At 55.6% G+C, this 18,154-nt stretch carries 12 protein-coding genes; 4 read left to right on the top strand and 8 right to left on the bottom strand.

All coding sequences use genetic code 11. From position 1 onward, the window contains the following. Positions 1 to 9: 9 nt before the first annotated feature. The gene (locus tag K6L24_RS07480; RefSeq protein ID WP_062742830.1) at positions 10 to 1,143 is read right to left on the bottom strand and encodes a polysaccharide export protein; all 1,134 of its coding nucleotides are present in this window, start codon (positions 1,141 to 1,143) and stop codon (positions 10 to 12) included. 130 nt (positions 1,144 to 1,273) lie between these two features. Then, positions 1,274 to 2,707 carry an undecaprenyl-phosphate galactose phosphotransferase WbaP gene (gene wbaP, locus K6L24_RS07475; protein ID WP_062742831.1) on the bottom strand — a complete coding sequence of 478 codons (1,434 nt, stop codon included), beginning with the start codon at positions 2,705 to 2,707 and terminating at the stop codon, positions 1,274 to 1,276. 812 nt (positions 2,708 to 3,519) lie between these two features. Between wbaP and K6L24_RS07470 the strand changes: the two genes are divergently transcribed. After that, positions 3,520 to 5,085 (top strand): TerC family protein, encoded by a 1,566-nt coding sequence (locus K6L24_RS07470; protein ID WP_062742832.1) that lies wholly within the window; start codon positions 3,520 to 3,522, stop codon positions 5,083 to 5,085. A gap of 62 nt (positions 5,086 to 5,147) precedes the next feature. Here the strand turns inward: K6L24_RS07470 and asmA are convergent, their stop codons facing one another. From asmA to udk, 3 genes are all read right to left on the bottom strand, one after another. Further along, positions 5,148 to 6,995: an outer membrane assembly protein AsmA gene (asmA, locus tag K6L24_RS07465; RefSeq protein ID WP_137269462.1), complete on the bottom strand. Its 1,848-nt coding sequence runs from the start codon at positions 6,993 to 6,995 to the stop codon at positions 5,148 to 5,150. Between the two features lie 61 nt (positions 6,996 to 7,056). Continuing rightward, positions 7,057 to 7,638, bottom strand: a complete 582-nt coding sequence (gene dcd, locus K6L24_RS07460; protein ID WP_062742834.1) for a dCTP deaminase — start codon at positions 7,636 to 7,638, stop codon at positions 7,057 to 7,059. Between the two features lie 24 nt (positions 7,639 to 7,662). Beyond that, positions 7,663 to 8,304, bottom strand: a complete 642-nt coding sequence (gene udk, locus K6L24_RS07455) for a uridine kinase (protein WP_062742835.1) — start codon at positions 8,302 to 8,304, stop codon at positions 7,663 to 7,665. 247 nt (positions 8,305 to 8,551) lie between these two features. On the opposite strand from udk, the gene K6L24_RS07450 reads away from it, so the two are divergent. Then, positions 8,552 to 9,181 carry a phosphatase PAP2 family protein gene (locus K6L24_RS07450; protein ID WP_245006724.1) on the top strand — a complete coding sequence of 210 codons (630 nt, stop codon included), beginning with the start codon at positions 8,552 to 8,554 and terminating at the stop codon, positions 9,179 to 9,181. Positions 9,182 to 9,335: 154 nt separating this feature from the next. Next, complete coding sequence (locus K6L24_RS07445; protein ID WP_187510078.1) at positions 9,336 to 12,671, top strand: diguanylate cyclase; 3,336 nt, start codon at positions 9,336 to 9,338, stop codon at positions 12,669 to 12,671. A gap of 7 nt (positions 12,672 to 12,678) precedes the next feature. Here K6L24_RS07445 and K6L24_RS07440 read toward each other — a convergent pair whose 3' ends face one another. Then, positions 12,679 to 14,082 carry a hypothetical protein gene (locus K6L24_RS07440; RefSeq protein WP_222682118.1) on the bottom strand — a complete coding sequence of 468 codons (1,404 nt, stop codon included), beginning with the start codon at positions 14,080 to 14,082 and terminating at the stop codon, positions 12,679 to 12,681. A gap of 182 nt (positions 14,083 to 14,264) precedes the next feature. Between K6L24_RS07440 and yegD the strand changes: the two genes are divergently transcribed. Then, the gene (gene yegD, locus K6L24_RS07435) at positions 14,265 to 15,617 is read left to right on the top strand and encodes a molecular chaperone (protein WP_118663742.1); all 1,353 of its coding nucleotides are present in this window, start codon (positions 14,265 to 14,267) and stop codon (positions 15,615 to 15,617) included. Between the two features lie 28 nt (positions 15,618 to 15,645). On the opposite strand, the gene K6L24_RS07430 is transcribed toward yegD, so the two are convergent. Together K6L24_RS07430 and K6L24_RS07425 are read right to left on the bottom strand one after the other, a co-directional pair. After that, entirely contained in the window at positions 15,646 to 16,842 is a 1,197-nt protein-coding gene (locus tag K6L24_RS07430) for an MFS transporter (RefSeq protein ID WP_222682117.1), read from the bottom strand. Between the two features lie 217 nt (positions 16,843 to 17,059). Then, a complete protein-coding gene (locus K6L24_RS07425; RefSeq protein ID WP_118663740.1) occupies positions 17,060 to 18,022 on the bottom strand; it encodes an aldo/keto reductase in 963 nt (320 codons plus the stop codon). Positions 18,023 to 18,154: the final 132 nt, after the last annotated feature.

Here is an 18,154-nt window from a genome sequence, read left to right as displayed (position 1 = left end):
TCCCGGCGGTTACCAGTTATGAAGCGTCTGCACGGTACGTGTCGCATCGTAAACACCGCTTATGGTCGGAACGAGCTGCGAAATTACGCGGTTCCAACGTGCCAGAGGCGTCGAGGTGACGTAAACAATGTCATACGGTTCTAACTGGAATTCGGTTCCCATTACCATCGCGGCGGCATCTTTCGTATTGAGCTGATAGATGTTGGCGATCTTGCTGCGGTTAGGCCCTTTGGTCGGACGGATAACGAACACGCCCGTTGCATCGGCGACGGTCTGATCCATGCCCTGTGCATTGCCCAGCGCTTCGGACAGCGTCATGCCGCTGCGATCCATTTTCAGGGTGGCCTGCTGTTTCACTTCACCCATCACGAAGACTTTAAGGTCGTCGTTACGCGGTACATACAGAATGTCACCCGGGTAAAGCAGATGGTTTTGCGACAGGTCGCCGTTCTGCATCAGTGCCTGCAGGGAGATCGGCTGCTCGCGTCCGTTGTGCGTCAGCACCACGTTGCGCCAGTCAGCGGTCGCGGTTAAGCCACCGGCGGCATTGATGGCATCAAGAATGGTCAGCGGCACGTTAGTAATCGGCTGCTGGCCGGAGGTGGTCACCTCACCCGTTACGTAGGTTTTTTGTGATTTAAACGAGGCGATGCTGACATCAACCTGCGGGCTTTCAATGTACTGGGCCAGGCGACGGGCGATCTCGTCGCGGATCTCCTGTACCGTCCGCCCGGCCACTTTCACCCGTCCGATATACGGATAGAAGATAGTGCCGTCAGAATGAACCCAGTTACCGGTGTCACTGGCGCTACGGTACTGGCCGGATGGCGTCGTCAGCTCCGGGTGATCCCAGACGGTGACGGTCAGGACATCGCCCACGCCAACGCGGTACTCATACGACTGCAGTTCACGCTGCAGAGCGTCATTTGCCTGAGCAACAACCGGTTTTGGCCGCATACGCTCAACCAGGCTCGGTGTCAGCGGGAAGACATTGACGTATTTATCAATGTCAAAATCACTGTCCTGCTGTTTGACAACATCTTTACCCGAAGTGGAAAGGTGGCTACCCGGTTCGATAGTACAACCGGAAAGGAACGCTGCTGAAACCAGCAGGGGAATCAATTTAGTTTTGATTGTAATCATCTAGTTCATCGCTATCAGTAATGTGAATGATAGTGGCGAGACCGCCGCTGTGTAGCGTCTAAGAATTGCTCATTGCTCAAATCAGGCACTGTATCTGTTGGTCATTATCTGTCAGCCCCCTGGCTCCGTTTTAATAAGCCCCATCGCGTTTCAGCACCACACCAACGGTTTTGAACAGGATGGCGATATCGTTCCACAGTGACCAGTTCTTGACGTACCATGAGTCGAAGTAGACACGGGTTTCATAATCCACGTCGTTACGTCCACTCACCTGCCACAAACCCGTCATGCCGGGTTTGGCCATAAAGTAATAATCAACATCACCCGCATAGCGTTCCAGTTCGGCTTCAATCACCGGACGTGGCCCCACCAGACTCATCTCACCGCGAACCACGTTCCAGAGCTGCGGTAATTCATCCAGGCTGGTCTTGCGGATAAAATGCCCTACGCGTGTAATACGGGGGTCATTTTTCAGCTTAAAGTCTTTATCCCACTCTTCACGAGCGGCCGGATCGGTGCGCAGCACCTCTTCCAGCACCTCTTTCGAGTTCACCACCATTGAGCGGAACTTCAGACATTTAAATTTGCGGCCATTTAAGCCAACGCGTTCGTGGCCATAAATTGGCGCACCACCATCGCGGGAGACCATAAAGATCAGGGCGGCTAATGCCGGCAGCAGCATGGTAATAATGCTCAGGGCACCCACGAGATCGAAAGTACGCTTCAGGAAACGTGACGTTCGCTTGGCGAGGTTATTATTCACACGCAGGATCATCACTTCATGGCTGAAGATATAGGCCATGTCCGTACCGTAAAGCGGCACACCACGTAATGAAGGAATAACCGAGACCGAACGACAGTTATGTTTGGCCAGGTTTTTCAGCCACAGGTCGCGTGACTGACTCTGTTCATATTCCACCGCCACAATGAACTGTGTCTCACTGTTCACCAGCGCCCAGAGTGCCTGTTCATCTTTAATGACCGGCACACCAAATAGCTCATGCGCTGGCTGGCTGCCGTCAACGTCGAAGAAAGCCACGACATCAAAACCCATGACTTCTTCGCTCTGCAGCGCCTGCCAGGCTTCTTCCGCATTCTTACCGCTGCCGAGAATAATGGATTGCTTCTTCCACAGGTTCTTACGGTTAAGCACCCGTTTCACCACGGCGCGACCGACGGGTATCATCACCATGGCCAGCAGCCAGGTTAATGCCCAAATCCAGCGGGAGAGTTCCCATTTGGATAATGCGCTAATGGATAAAGCAATGACGGAAAATACCAGAACCGTTCTCAATGCTTCTTTTAATTCAAACCAGAAAGGCTTGCGGTAAGTATAATGACGTAATCTCACCCAGAACCAGCCAACACAAACAATGGAGAGCATAATATGTGTGGCTATCGTCAATTTGAGATCAACAGAAGGAATTTCTGACAGAATATCACCAGGGAAACTATTAATCAGCAAAATGGCCACGGCCAGTGCTGCATTAAAACAGATGAGATCTGAGAGAGCTAATGACAGTTTTATTAACAACCCTTTAAAGGTAAATTCAATATCGCGCATAGTTAACTCTTAATTTTATCTTAGAAAGCCTGTGTTTTATTGGTCTCTGACCTGGTGAGATGAGTATTTAGTCAACCCATCAGTTATTACACAGGAAACTTATTTAGGGAGTCTGACAAAAAGGTCATCGTAGCTGGCATAGCGGCTAGAGATTTTGGCAAGAAAATCAACATGAACGTTTACTGTTCCGCGGCGCTTCCTGAACAGTCTCAAGACTCGTCAGGACACGCTACCGCCCCTGGCTTGTAGCTGCCAATGCGCTGTAAAATGTTGCCGTTTCATGTTGTTTACCTGCCATCTCACACGGCAGGCTTTAGCGTTCATTCAGCGGAAATGTGTCTTCATTCACATAAATCAACATTGGACCCGCCTGCACTGCGCTAAATTCAACATCCACGCAGACATTCAGTAACACGTTGCTATACTAGTTATAACTGGCCTGTTTACAAGAGGCTCCCCGCGCCCGTACCTTCTTTTAGGATTAAGACTACGTTAATGCTGCGTCAGTACCGCTCATTCCCATACTCCTCATAAAGTAAATTCAAGATTAATTCCCTGCCTAAAAATAAGATTAATCTTACGTCGCTGTATTCCGGTGATAAGTATTACTCTTTAATCAATCTGGCCCTATACGATTATTCCTGAAAAGAAACAGTTTAAGAATTTCGGCACCTGCGGTTATTTATCCGTCACTCCTGATGTTTTCCTCTACCCTGCGGCCAGCCATGAGGCTATATGCCCAGATTAGCGGTTGAAATGGTGTCGATTCCGACTCATCATTGATCATTACTTATGCTTTTCAGGTGAAAATAATGTTCGAATGGATCGCCGACCCGTCAATCTGGGCCGGCCTGGTCACGTTAGTCCTGCTGGAACTGGTTCTGGGTATTGATAACCTGGTATTTATTGCCATCCTGGCGGAGAAGCTCCCTCCCACACTGCGCGACCGTGCGCGCGTCACGGGCCTGCTGCTGGCGTTACTGATGCGGCTGGCGCTGCTGGCATCCATTTCGTGGTTGTCGTCGCTGACTACCCCGCTGTTTAACCTCAGCGGACACGCATTCAGCGCCCGTGATCTGCTCATGCTGGTTGGCGGTGTTTTTCTGTTGTTTAAAGCGACAATGGAACTGAATGAACGGCTGGAAGGGAAAGATGAAGAAGAGGGGCCGCAAAAACGGGGGGCACGGTTCTGGCCGGTGGTGGCGCAAATTGTGGTGCTGGATGCGGTATTTTCCCTTGATTCAGTGATTACTGCCGTCGGTATGGTTGACCATCTGGCCGTCATGATGGCCGCGGTGATTATCGCCATCCTGCTGATGCTGCTGGCCAGTAAGCCCCTCACCCGTTTTGTGAATGGTCACCCGACCATCATTATTCTCTGTCTCAGTTTCCTGCTGATGATCGGTTTCAGCCTGGTGGCCGACGGCTTTGGCTATTCCATTCCCAAAGGCTATCTGTACGCGGCGATTGGTTTCTCGGTGGTGATCGAAGCGCTGAACCAGCTGGCACAGTTTAACCGCCGCCGTTTTCTCTCCGCCCGTTCCCCACTGCGTAAGCGAACGGCAGAAGCCGTGCTCAGGCTACTGCGGGGCCATCATGAGCTGGCGGAACTGGATACGGAAACCTCTTCGCTGGTGGCAGACAGCAGCGGACGCAAGGCTATCTTTAACAAGCAGGAACGCATGATGATTGCACGCGTGCTGGCCATGGGTCAGCGCAGCGTCAGCAGCATTATGACCTCCCGGCATGATATAGAGCATATAGATCTGGCAGAATCCCCGGAAACTATCATGGCCCGGCTCGATCACAATCAACATACCCGTCTGATCATCACCGAGAACAGCGATGAACCTCTCGGTGTCGTTCATGTGATTGACCTGCTTAAACAGGCACTGCATGGCAATGACCTTGACCTTCGCGGGCTCATCCGCCAGCCGCTGGTCTTCCCTGAACAATTGACACTGCTCCCTGCGCTTGAACAGTTCCGCACCGCGCGAACCCACTTCGCCTTTGTGGTGGATGAGTTTGGCTCCGTCGAGGGGATTGTCACGCTGAGTGACGTGATGGAAACCATTGCCGGTAATCTGCCGAATGAGGGGGAAAAGCTCGACCCCCGCCATGACATTCAGCAAAATGCTGACGGCAGCTGGACGGCCAACGGCCATATGCCGCTGGATGACCTGGCTATGCATCTGCCGCTGCCGCTGGATGAGAAGCGTGAATACAATACACTGGCGGGACTGTTAATGGAGCATTTGCAGCATGTACCGCAGCAAGGGGAAGAGGTGCAGGTCGGGGACTATCTTTTCCGCACCTTACAGGTTGAAAACCACCGGGTACAAAAAGTCCAGATTATCCCGAATAACAACGAAGGATAATCTTGACCGGAGCAACTCACTGTTGGGGCCGACCCGGTAAACTGGTCAGCCCCGACAGTGAATCACAGATCCTTCAGCACCTTTTTCGCATCATTATTTTTATCGCTTTCCGGGTTACGATCTATCCACTTTTTCAGCCGTTCTCGCGCTTCGTCACGTAACTGACCGCGCAGTACCTGGTCTACGGTCAGGTTGTAATTGATACCCGACCACGGCCCGTAAATACGAAGCGGCACGGGCGTCACCTGTAAACGCTTTATCAACGTACTGTCACCCATCCACCCTTCCGTCACGGTTACGCCAAAGCGGAAATCCAGCGCCCGGTTAACCACATCAATCGTCCCCTGACCGGTATAGTTGAGCGTGCCGGAATGGGCATCCAGACGACTGAAAGTGAATGCCCCATTTTTCAGGGCCATTGATCCCGTAATTTGCTGAAGGTTGGCCTGACCGTCGCTCCGCTTTCCTTCCACATTATTGTTATTATTTTCTACCGCGCGCTGAACCAGCTCCTGAAGGTTCAGGCCGGCAAACTGCGCATCTTTAACCGTCAGATCGGCCCTACCCTGCCAGTGACGCTTAACGTCGTCAACGGACAAACCTTCTCCCGCAAAGTTGCCGGTCAGGGAGATCGCACCGCTCACTTTATCCGGCAGTTCCAGGCTCTTTAACAGAGGAGTGAGGGCGAACTGTTTCAGATCCGGTTGCACGGTCACTTTAGTTTGTGCGCTGCGCACATCGATGGTGCCGGGAAGCGAGAAACTGCCGCCAGGGATATTCCCCCTGAAGGTATTGATCGTCATCAATCCGGCTTTATTCACTGCCGCCAGCTGAACATTTTTCATCTGCACGCCACGCCAGTGTAACGCATCAACACTCAGCCCGACCTTACCGTCTATGGCATTCAGCGGAGAGTTGGCATTGTCATACTCGGGCAAGGCCGCCACCACCGGCGCAGGTCCGGAACGCTGGTCTGCACCGGTGGAGCTCCCGGATGAGACCTCATTCAGACCGAGTAAAGCATCAAGGTTAAGAGTGGCAGCGTGAAGATCTGCGCTGATCTGAAGACGTGGGCTCATGAAACCCGAGAGATTACCGGTAAGCTGACTGTCATTAGCGCTGAACTGAATATCGGCCAGACTGAACTGCTGTTTCGGCAACAACCATGTCGCTTTCATTTGAGCGCTGCCTTTTACCCCTTCACGAGGAAGATCAGCGCCTTTCATCTGGTAATCAAGCTGATTAATCACGGCATCAAGACGCCGTGGGTAATCGGTAATATCCAGATCGCTCTCCATACTGATCTGCAGTTCACGCTGGTCACGGTTAATGCGGCTACTCAGGGCCAGATGCGCCAGGCGCGGCTGCGTCTGATCCAGGGAGAGGTTAAAATCACGCACATTAAGCTGTTCGCCGTTGCTCTGCTGCCAGACCAGTAAGCTGTCGGCAATACGCAGATGAGCAATATCAAATTTCCAGCCATGGGTGATATCACTGACCGGTGAGGCGTCGTCGTTATCATCAGGGCCTATCGGGGCATCTGACGGTCGCTGGCGCTCACTGTCCGGCATCAGCCGCACCACGGCACCTTTGAGCATCACTTGTTTAACGGAAAGCTGGTGTGAAAGCAGCGGTAAAAGATTAACATCCAGCCGCATATTTTGCGCACTGACAACAGGCTGGGTGGCACCCGGCGCCGTCAGGGTGATCGGGCCGGAAAGAATACTGAGCTGCGGCCAGACGTGCCAGCGCAGCTCGCCATTCAGTGCCAGTTGGTAGCCACTGTGCTGTTCAACCTGGCGAACCATATAGGCGCGAAAATCATTAGGATTAACCAGCACGACCAGCGCGGTCATGCCAGCCACCATCACCACCAGTAAGATGGCAAGGGTGGTAATAAATCTTTTCATGCCTTCTCCTTAAACCCCACTCTTTCAACCCGCAGAGACGTTGGCCGCGTTGCTGTTAAGCTTAGTCTTTATCAATACGGCTGGCGTCTGCGCCCTGCTGACCTTTGTACTTCGCGTCCTGCCGACTGTTATAAGGTCTTGCCGCGGGGCCGGACAACGGTTCAAAACTGAGCGCACCAATCAGCATCCCAGGACGCAGCGCCAGGGGGAGTTTACCTGAATTATAGAACTCCAGCACGATCCGGCCCTGCCAGCCCGGATCGATACGGTGTGCGGTAACGTGCACCATCAGCCCGAGTCGTGCCAGGGAAGAGCGTCCGTCGAGCCAGCCGACCAGATCGTCCGGCAGCGTCACGGACTCCAGCGTCACGGCCAGTGCCAGCTCGCCAGGGTGCAGATAAAAGGCATCCCCTTCCGGCAGCACAATCTCATCGCTCATCACGCGATCCAGCGCCGCACTCACTTCGTCTTTCGGACCACTCAGATCAATAAAGGGTGCCGTGTGACCGCGAAACGTGCGGAACTGATTGCCAAGGCGCACATCAACAGTGGCACCGTTAATACGTTCTACCGGTGGGCGGGGATCGATACCCAGTTTGCCGTTATCGAGCCAGGCTTCGATATCGCGGTCACATAATCTCATGAGGGTCTCCAGCGGGCGCTTCGATTATTCGAAGAACTGATTAATTTTCGCTTTCAGGATATCAATGGCAATGCGGTTTTTCCCGCCGCGCGGCACGATAATATCGGCGTATTGCTTTGACGGTTCGATAAATTGCAGGAACATCGGCCGCACCGTCTTCTGATACTGTGCCATCACCGAGTCCATTGAACGCCCGCGCTCATTAACATCGCGCTTCATGCGCCGCATCAGGCAGATGTCCAGGGGGGTATCAACGAAAATAGAGAAGTTCATTTCCTGGCGCAGGCGCGCGTCGGTCAGCAGCAGGATGCCCTCAAGGATAATCACTTTCTTGGGTTTCAGGCAGAGCGTCTGTGCGGTTCGCGTGTGCTCAACGTAGCTGTATACCGGCAAATCGATCGGTTGCCCGGCTTTCAGCATCTGTAAATGCTGTAAGAGAAGGTTATGATCCATGGCGCTGGGATGATCATAGTTGGTCTTGACCCGCTCCTCCATGGTGAGATGACTCTGGTCTTTATAGTAGGCATCCTCGGGGATGACACCAATATTTTCATCACCGACACGATCGCGGACTTCACGATACAGCGTACTGGCAATAAGACTTTTTCCCGAGGCAGAAGCACCTGCGATACCTACGATGACGCACTGATGTGACTTGTCAGTCATATATTAAAGACCTGATTCTGAGACAATATAAGGGTGAGCACACCCGGCAGATTTAGCGCTACAGGCAGACAGTGGCTGCCAACACACCTGCAGCATGAATTTGAAGGGTATAGCGGGCGCAATTATAGGGAGTTAGCCCTGCTGATGCCAGAAAAAAGCGCCTGAGACCTTTTCAGACTTTCCCGTTAGGCGACAATCACTTTCATCGATAAACTGGCCGGCAGAAAAACAGTAAAAAGGAAAGCGTGTGTCCTGGCATCTCGTCCATATTTTAACCTATTTCGGTGACAGCATGTTGCTGATCCCTACCGCTGCCATTATGGCGTTATTGCTCCACTATAAAAGCGATGATAAACGTACTGCCTGGTACTGGGTGCTCGCGTTCTGCACGTCCGGGGCCGTGGTCAGCCTGTCTAAAATTGCTTTTCTGGGGTTTGGTATTGGCAGCGCGCGCTTCAACTTTACCGGTTTCAGTGGCCACAGCGCTATGTCCGCCACGCTGTGGCCGGTGATGCTCTGGCTGCTGAGTGGCCGCCTGGCGAACGTCTGGCGCGGCGTGGCGGTGGCCTGTGGTTATCTCATCCCCCTGATGGTGGGCCTTTCCCGGCTGGTATTGAACTATCACTCCGTCAGTGAAGTGATCGCCGGACTGACGCTGGGGTTTACCCTCAGCAGCGTCTTTCTGTTCAGCCAGCGTCATATCCGGCCACGGGGGTTTTCCCCCTTACAGCTGGCGATCGCCCTGCTGCTGCCGTTATTACTGATCGGCCACGGTCGCATCGCCACCACCCAGCAGTTCCTGCAGCGGCTGTCTGTGCAGATTGCGGGTATCGACCATGCCTGGACCCGCGAGGAGCTACTTAAACTGCGCCAGTGATGGCGCTTAAGCCGGCTTTTTCCGGACAGCGCGCGGTTCAATCGTCCGAATAACGCGATCTTTTGGTTTTGGCGAAAATAGTGCTTATTTGTTATGCCAGCAAGAGCATAAGATATTAAGATTATGCCTATATCGGCGCCATGCTGGATATGTAATGACGACAAAAAATGTATCATCTGTAACATCCCCGCATTCGCAATGGGTTAACGCCCTGTTGCTGGGGTTGTTAAGTTTTGTCGTCACTTTTTACTGCCTTGAGCTGATCAAGGTCAGCGGTCAGATCTCGCCGCTGTGGTTTTCCACGGCGCTGATGACTATTGTGGTGTTCCGTCATCCGCTACACCGCCTGCCCCTGCTGCTGCTGGGCTGCGTTCTGGGCGTATCGCTGGCGAACGCTATGGTCATCGGCCCTTCGCTGGCCAACCTGAAGTTCCCGCTGGTCAATCTGCTCCAGGCACTGCTGGGAGGCGCCCTGCTGCGCCTGCTGCTGGATCGTGACAAACCGCTGAACTCACTGTTCAGCTGGTGCAAAATGATGGTTGCCGTCGGTGTTATGACGCCGCTGATCGGCGGGCTGCTGGCCAGCTGGCTGCTGCACTTTAACGGCCACTCGACGCTGCGGTTCTTCACCACCTGGACCATCTCTGAGGTGATAGGCATGCTGGCACTGGGCCCGGTTTGTCTGCTGTGGCAGCCGGATTATCTGCGCCGTCATCTGCGCCAGAACGTGCTGTTTGAAACCCTGCTCACCCTGATGGTAACGCTGGCGCTGTGCTGGTTCTCACTGCGCTATATCCCCTGGCCATTTACCTTTGTCATTGTGATCCTGTTTTACAGCGCGGTCCGTCTGCCCCGTTTTGAAGCCTTTGTGATCTACCTGGCGACCATCTCAATGATGTCGCTGATGCTGGCCCTGCAGTTGATCCCTGACGACATCACCAATGCCAGAATGCTGGTGTCCATGCCCTGGGTTCCGTTCCTGCTGGCGCTGATCCCCAGCCATATCATGACGCTGGTGATGCACTCGTTTCGCGAGGAGCGTAAGCATATCTCTGAAAGCGAAACGCGCTTTCGTCACGCCATGGAGTATTCAGCCATTGGTATGGCGCTGGTATCGACTCGCGGCGACTGGATGCAGGTCAATCCGTCCCTGTGCAAAATACTGGGTTACAACAGAGCTGAGCTGAGCACCCATAATTTCCAGGCGCTGACCCACCCCGCCGATCTCGACGCCGATCTGGAACAGATGCAGGCTCTGCTGGCAGGCGAGATTAAAAGCTACAGTCTGGAGAAGCGCTACATCCACAAAAATGGCCAGATCCTCTGGGTCCTGCTGGCCATGTCACTGGTGCGTGATAGCGAACAACAGCCCCTCTATTTTATTGCGCAGATTGAAGATATTTCCGATCTGAAAAAGACCGAAGAGGTGAACCAGCGGCTGATGGAACGCATTACCCTGGCGAATGAAGCCGGCGGGATTGGCGTCTGGGAGTGGGACTTACAAAACGGGGTGATGAGCTGGGATAAGCGTATGTTTCAGCTCTATCAGATGCCAGCCAATGCACAGGCCTCCTATCAGGACTGGGTCAAAAGGTTGCATCCGGCCGACCGCGAGGGCGCTATCCGCATGTTTGATAACGCGGCTAAAAATGCCACACCGGTTGATGTTGAATTTCGTATTAATACGGATACCGGCGTGCGTCATATCCGTGCTCAGTGCAATATTTTGCTGGACCGGAATGGCAACGTCGAGCGTATGCTCGGTATAAATCAGGACATTACCGCCCTGCGTCTGCTTACCAACGCCCTTTACGAAGAGAAAGAGCGTATGCATATCACCCTGGATGCCATCGGTGAAGCGGTGATCAGCACCGATGAAGAGATGCGGGTGATCTTTATGAACCCGGTGGCGGAAAAAATGAGTGGCTGGCTCCAGCATCAGGCATCAGGTATCCCCCTGAGTGAAATCCTGCACCTGACCCAGGGCAGCCAGGGGCCGGAGCGTAAAAATCTGCTGCTGTGCGACCTGCCACAGCAGAAAACCCCGGGAGAGCCCGATGCGGAGCTGGTGCTGCATAACCGCTCCGGTGAGCAGTTCGCTGTCCATTACAGCCTGTCACCGCTGAAAACCCTGGCCGGTGAAAACATCGGCAGCGTGATGGTTATCCAGGACGTCAGCGAATCCCGTGAAATGCTGAAACGACTTAGTTACAGTGCCTCCCATGATATGCTGACGCGCCTGCCTAATCGCGTCAGCTTCGAACATCAGCTTAAACGCCTGACCCTCTCCGGCACAGAGCAGCAGCACGTGCTGGTGTTTCTCGACCTCGATCGCTTTAAATCCGTCAACGATACCGCGGGCCATGCGGCCGGAGATGCCCTGCTGCGGGACATTGCTGGCGTGATGCAGCGCCATCTGGGAACGGGCGATTTCCTCGCCCGCCTCGGCGGTGATGAGTTTGGCGTCCTGCTGCCGGACTGTACGCTGAAGCAGGCTGGCGAGACAGTGGGTCGGATTATCAGCGCCGTTAACGATTATGGTTTCCTGTGGGAAGGCCGGGTACATCACGTCGGCGCCAGCGCCGGTCTCACCCCCGTCAGCGCGGACAGTGTCAGCGCCAGTGAACTGATGGCACAGGCCGATTTGGCCTGTTACCACGCCAAGCATAACGGGCGCGGCCGACTGTCCGTCTACGAAAGCCACCTGCTGAAACGGCTGAAGCCGGAAATGAGCCGCGTGCAAAATGAACAGATTATTGCTCAGCAACCTATGCGTCTGCAGGTCTGGGCCGCCTCTCCGCCAGGAAAAATCCATGCCACTAGTTTCTGGCTGGCAGAAATGCAGCTGTTTACGCCAGAGGGAGATGAAATTGAAGAGACCAGCTTCCGCGCCGGGTTGCAGGACAGCGATCTTTTTGTCGAACTGGACCGGAAGCTGATCAGGGAGTTCTTCCAGAACTATGCGCAGGGGACCATCAGTAAAGGCCTGACCCTGACACTGCCGGTCTCCGGCTTTGGGCTGTGCGATGACCGTTTCATTAATGATACGCTGGACCAGTTTGCACGCTACCGCGTACCGGCCAATACCCTCTGGTTTGCCATCAATGCCGATGTTCTCAGCCAGCCTGATGAGGCACTGCACCGCAACATTGCCCGCCTTCGCGCCGCCGGCAGCCGGATTGTCCTGCGCGACTTTGGCCGCAATCTGGATGCGTTTAACCAGCTACCCGCCGACGAGATTGACTATCTTTACCTCGCCAGCGAGCTGGTGGCCAACGTCCACTGCAACCTGATGGATGAGATGATGGTGTCGATCATTCACGGCCACGCCAGGCGGCTGGGTATTGCTACTCTGGCCGGGCCCGTAGAGCTGCCGGTGGCCCTTAACACCCTCTCCTCCATTGGCATCGACATGGTGTGGGGCGACACCATCGCGCCCCGTCAGTCGCTGTCATCGATGCTGATGAACAGCTACTTCGCCATCAAATAATTTCCCCTTACTGCGGCTCGCGCTGACAGGCCTTACTGATCCAGCCCCGCACCTTCGCATCCTGCTCCGCGTCGGTCAGCAGTTGCGCGCTGGCCGACAGCAGCGGCGCACAGCGCAGCCCGGCTTTCAGCATGATATGCAGGGTGTGCGGATCATCTTCATAGCGAAAGACCGCCAGCATCTGCTTCGGCGTCAGGGTCACCCCCTGAGCAATGGCGCTGGCCAGCACCTGCTGGAGCACGCTGGTGGTTTCGTCGCGGTAGCGCCAGTTCCCCCGGGCTTCATCAATCAGGGCATTGGTCATCCCTTTCTGACCGAATTGCCTTTCCGGCTCAAGGTAATGATCCCAGACAATCAGCCCGCTGTTGAGTAACGCCGCCCGGGTCTGAGGTGGAGCATACTTAATCATCCAGGCCATCAGTGTCAGATCGCGCCCGCTGCCGTCGGACAGCGTTTGCTCAAGCAGCAACGGCTGCTGACGCACTGCCGCCATCAGCGTTGCGGTGTCGTCATTCAGCGCCAGCAGCATCAGCCGCCAGAGGCCCTGCGGGGAAGGCTCATACGCCAGCAGGAAATTCGCCGTGCTGCCCATACCTGTAAACAGGGCGGTGGTCATGTAGGAGGGGGCGTCCGGGAGACGGGGCTTTATCCAGTCAGGGCGCGCCGCCAGCAGTTGGGCCATCGTCGCATAAAAACGCTGCTGCCGCGCCTCGCCCGCAGGCGGCTCGTGACGCAAATCGCGCAGCGGATCGTAATCAAAGGTCAGGGACTGGATCTGAGCCGGGGTCATCACCGAGAAAAACAGCCTCAGGGCGACCGCATTGTGGCTTTCAATCGCATTGCTGAGGACAGAGTAGCCATTTTCCCCCTTATCCAGCGGCGAAAGTCCGCGCCGGATAAAATAACGCAGGGTCTGTTCGGGATACACTTTTGCCGCTGCGCGGTAAAACAGCTCGCGGGCACTGTCATCAGGGAGTCGGTTCAGCTGCGTGATGGCCCCCTGCTCCAGCAACGTCAGGTTATGTTGCATCTGCCGCTCGTGCTGCGTCCATGCCATGGTGCTCTGATGGCCCGGGTTAAACCAGAAGGCGGCGGTCAGGACGGTAAACAGTAGCCATCCGGTGACCAGCGCGCGCACCGGCGGGGCATCACGTCGCTGCCAGCGTGCCATCAGCAGCGTAAGCCAGGTCAGCAGGCTCACCAGTAACAGCAGTATCTCATGCGCAAACTCCACGACCCTCAGCCCACCCGGCCAGAGTAACAGCGCAATGATCAGCGACTGCGGTAGCAGCGACGCCAGCAGCACCCAGCGGGAGCGGGTATGACGCCAGCGCAGGGCCAGCACCAGCGCCGTGATCCCAAGGACCAGAGGGGCAATCGTCAGTGACACCAGGATTAAAAATACAGACAAGCTCACATCCACTCCCTGCCCTCTGCCGGATGGCAGGGCGGTTATTCCATTTTGTGGACGCGATTCTATACAAAGCCGAGCGATAAATAAAAGACGACGTCGTAAACCTTCTCTTGCCGCTTGCGCCGCCAGCGCACTCAGGCTAAAGTCGCCCCCTTTTTTCCCACTCAGCGGAGGAAACGATGTTTATCGGTTTCGACTACGGTACGGCAAACTGCTCGATTGCCATCATGGAAAACGGTGCCCCTAAGCTGCTGCCGTTAGAGCAGGACTCGCCTTATTTACCCTCAATGCTGTGTGCGCCCACCCGTGATGCCGTCAGCGAATGGCTGTTCCGTCATCATCAGGTCCCTACTCCACAGGCAGAAAACCAGGCGCTGCTGCGCCGTGCGCTGGCGTTTAACCGCGAAGAGGATATCGACGTCCTGCCGGGCAGCGTTAAGTTCGGCCTCGCGTCACTGGCACAGTATATGGATGACCCGGAGGACGTGTGGTTTGTGAAATCCCCGAAATCGTTCCTCGGGGCCAGCGGGCTGAAACCACAGCAGGTCGCTTTCTTCGAAGATCTGGTCTGCGCCATGATGCTGCACATCCGCCAGACGGCGGAAAGCCACCTGAATGAGCGCGTCACTCAGGCGGTGATCGGTCGTCCCGTCAACTTCCAGGGGCTGGGCGGTGATGACGCCAACCAGCAGGCGGAAGGTATCCTTGCGCGCGCGGCCAGCCGCGCCGGTTTCCAGGAGGTGGTTTTCCAGTTTGAACCCGTGGCAGCCGGGCTGGATTTTGAAGCGACGCTGACGAAAGAAACGCGGGTGCTGGTGGTGGATATCGGCGGGGGAACCACCGACTGCTCCATGCTGCTGATGGGGCCGCAGTGGCACGATAAAGCGGATCGCGGCGACAGTCTGCTGGGTCACAGCGGCTGTCGCGTGGGGGGAAACGACCTCGATATCATGCTGGCGTTTAAAGAACTGATGCCACTGCTGGGGCTGGGCGGTGAAACCGTGAAAGGCACCGGGCTGCCGGCCCTGCCGTGGTGGAATGCCGTCGCGATTAATGATGTCCCGGCGCAGAGTGACTTCTATGCCGCCGCCTCACGCAAACAGTTGCAGGATCTGATCCGCGATGCTGCCGAACCGGCTAAAGTACAGCGACTGCTTAAAGTCTGGCAGCAGCGGCTGGGCTATCGTCTGGTGCGCGCCGCCGAAGAGAGCAAGATCATTCTGTCGCAGCGTGACGAGGTTCAGACCGCGCTGGACTTTATCGATGCCGGACTGGAAACGGGCATCAGCGTTGCCGCACTGGAAGCGGCCATCAGCCAGCCGCTTGAGCGCATTCAGGAGCAGGTCACCCTGGCCTTAAATACCAGCGGCACGCGCCCTGACGTGATTTATCTGACGGGCGGCAGTGCGAAATCGCCGGTGCTGCGTGCGGCATTACAGCAGCAGCTGCCGGATATTCCGCTGGCCAGCGGCGATGACTTCGGCTCCGTTACCGCGGGCCTCGCACGCTGGGCGCAGGTGATGTTCCGTTAACCGTTCGCGATCTGACCGGGCTGCCCGGTCAGATCGCTGAATGCGCCCGTCCCGCCCGCCACCAGAGGAGCAGCGACAACAGGGCCACCCCGCCCAGCACGCTGAACGCCGCGCTGAACGAGTAGCGCGTGGCAATAAATCCGGCCAGCGCCGGACTGAACGCCGCCCCGGCCCCCTGCATAAACATAATAATGCTCTGCCCCGCATTAACATGCCCTGTGCCTTTCAGCACGCTGACCACGTATCCCGGCAGCGCCACGCCGAGAATGCCCGCCGCCAGCCCGTCCATAATCTGTACCGGGATCATCGCCAGTGGCTCGGCAAATCCGGCGGCAATCGCTGCACGGAAAGGCAGCACCATCAGCGCCACCATAATCAGCCGCCGGTAGCCATATTGCTCGATGCGCGCGGCGGTAAACAGCGCCACCGGGATCATCACGCACTGCGAAATCACCACCGTCGCCGCTGCATACAGCCCGGGGTTAATGGCCCCGGGACCGGTTGCCGAGGCGACGCGCATACTTAACATTGGCAGCAGCGCGGCATTGGAAAGATGGAAAAGCAGCAGGGTCAGCCCGGTAATCAACAACAGCGGATTTTTTACCAGTACCGACAGGCGTGGTACCGACGTGGCCTCCTGCGCAGAGGTCAGTCCACGGGCAACGGCATGATCGATATCCTGTTCACGAATGGCAAGAACCGCAACGGAGGTCAGCACCGCCATGCCGGTCATCAACACAAAAACGGCCCCAATGCCACTGTACCAGCTGGCGACGCCTGCCAGCACCGCCGCCGTCATATTCCCGCCATGATTAAACGCTTCATTTCGTCCCATCTGGCGGTTAAAACCGGCCTCCCCGGTAATCCCCAGAGTGATACCCGCCAGCGCCGGGCCGATAAAGGCGGCGGCGACGCCGGTGGCTATCTGCGATAGCGTAACGGCAACCGGCTCAGGGCGATACCACAGCCACAGCGTAGCCGCCGTTATCAGGGCACAGCAGACCAGCAACCACAGACGTTTGCGGGTGGTGGCATCGATCATCATCCCGGCGGGAATAGTGACCAGCAGACCGGCCAGGCCGCCGGCGGTCATCACCAGGCCAATATCATCCGGCGTCCACTGCCTGTCGGTGAGAAAAATGCCTAAAAAAGGCCCAAGACCATCACGCACATCGGCAAGAAAAAAGCTCATCAGGCACAACGCCTGAAGCGATCGTTGGGACATGATATTTCCCCTGGCAGAAAGGTCAGTGAGACCAAAAATGGCACGAAAAGTTAAATATAAGATTCCGCCTATCATGCCTGAAAACGGCAATAAGTCACCGGGCAGGAGAGTAACGAATTGAAACCGGGTGAAAAAATATCGGCCAGACCCGGGGTGACGGCCGGGCGAAAAAAAGGCCCGCGAAGGCGGGCCTGATGTGCGTAATATTCAGCGACGTTTAGTAGCTACTGACTTCCGACAGCAGACGAAGATCCTCATCTTTCAGTTTGAGAACGGCGGCTTTCGCCAGTTCGTCGACCTGCGTCAGCGACGTGGCGCTGACAATCGGCGCGGTGACCGACGGACGGGCAATCTGCCAGGCCAGTGCCACCTGCGCAGGCGAGGCATGACGGGCATCCGCTATCTGCACCAGCGCATTGACGATTTTCAGGCCGCGATCGTTCAGATACTTCTCGACGACGCCCTGGCCGCGGGCGCTTTTCGCCGCATCCTCTTTACTGCGGTATTTGCCACTGAGGAAGCCGCTGGCAAGGGAGTAGTAGTTAATGACGCCGAGGCCGTGTTCCACCGCCACCTGCTCCAGCCCGCTCTCATAACCGGCACGATCGTAGAGGTTATATTCCGGCTGCAGCGTTTCATACCGCGCCAGCCCGTTGTCAGCACTGATTTTCAGCGCCTCACGCAGGCGGTCATCAGCATAGTTAGAGGCACCGATAGCACGCACCTTACCTTCTTTGATTAACGCATCGAACGCGGCCAGGGTCTCCTGCAGCGGCGTATCGGCATCATCACGGTGAGCCTGATACAGATCAATGTAGTCGGTTTGCAGACGTTTCAGCGAGGCGTCCACCGCCTGGCGAATATAGGCAGGTGCCAGCCCGGTTTTGCCATCTCCGAGATCCATCCCCACTTTGGTCGCCAGCACTATCTGGTCACGTTTACCGCTTTTTTTCAGCCAGTTACCAATAATGACTTCTGATTCACCACCTTTATTACCCGGTGCCCAGCGAGAGTAGACATCCGCCGTATCAATAAAGTTAAGCCCCTTCTCCACCAGCGCATCCAGCAGAGAAAACGAGGTCTGTTCATCGATGGTCCAGCCGAACACATTACCACCAAAGGTCAGCACCGGAACCTGGATACCGGAGCGGCCCAGTTGGCGATGTTCTAAAGTACTCATAATGATCCTCCTGATTAGAAGCCAGTAACGCAGCCCGTAAGTCTAACAAAGAACCCGGATCCTGCTTCGTCCATTTGTGGCAATGTATTTAACAGAAAAGATAAAAAAGAAACGATGCCGCCGCGACAGTGG

The sequence above is a fragment of the Erwinia persicina genome (genome assembly GCF_019844095.1).
GTDB classification, from domain to species: domain Bacteria; phylum Pseudomonadota; class Gammaproteobacteria; order Enterobacterales; family Enterobacteriaceae; genus Erwinia; species Erwinia persicina.
This window is presented reverse-complemented; position numbering and strand designations above follow the sequence as displayed.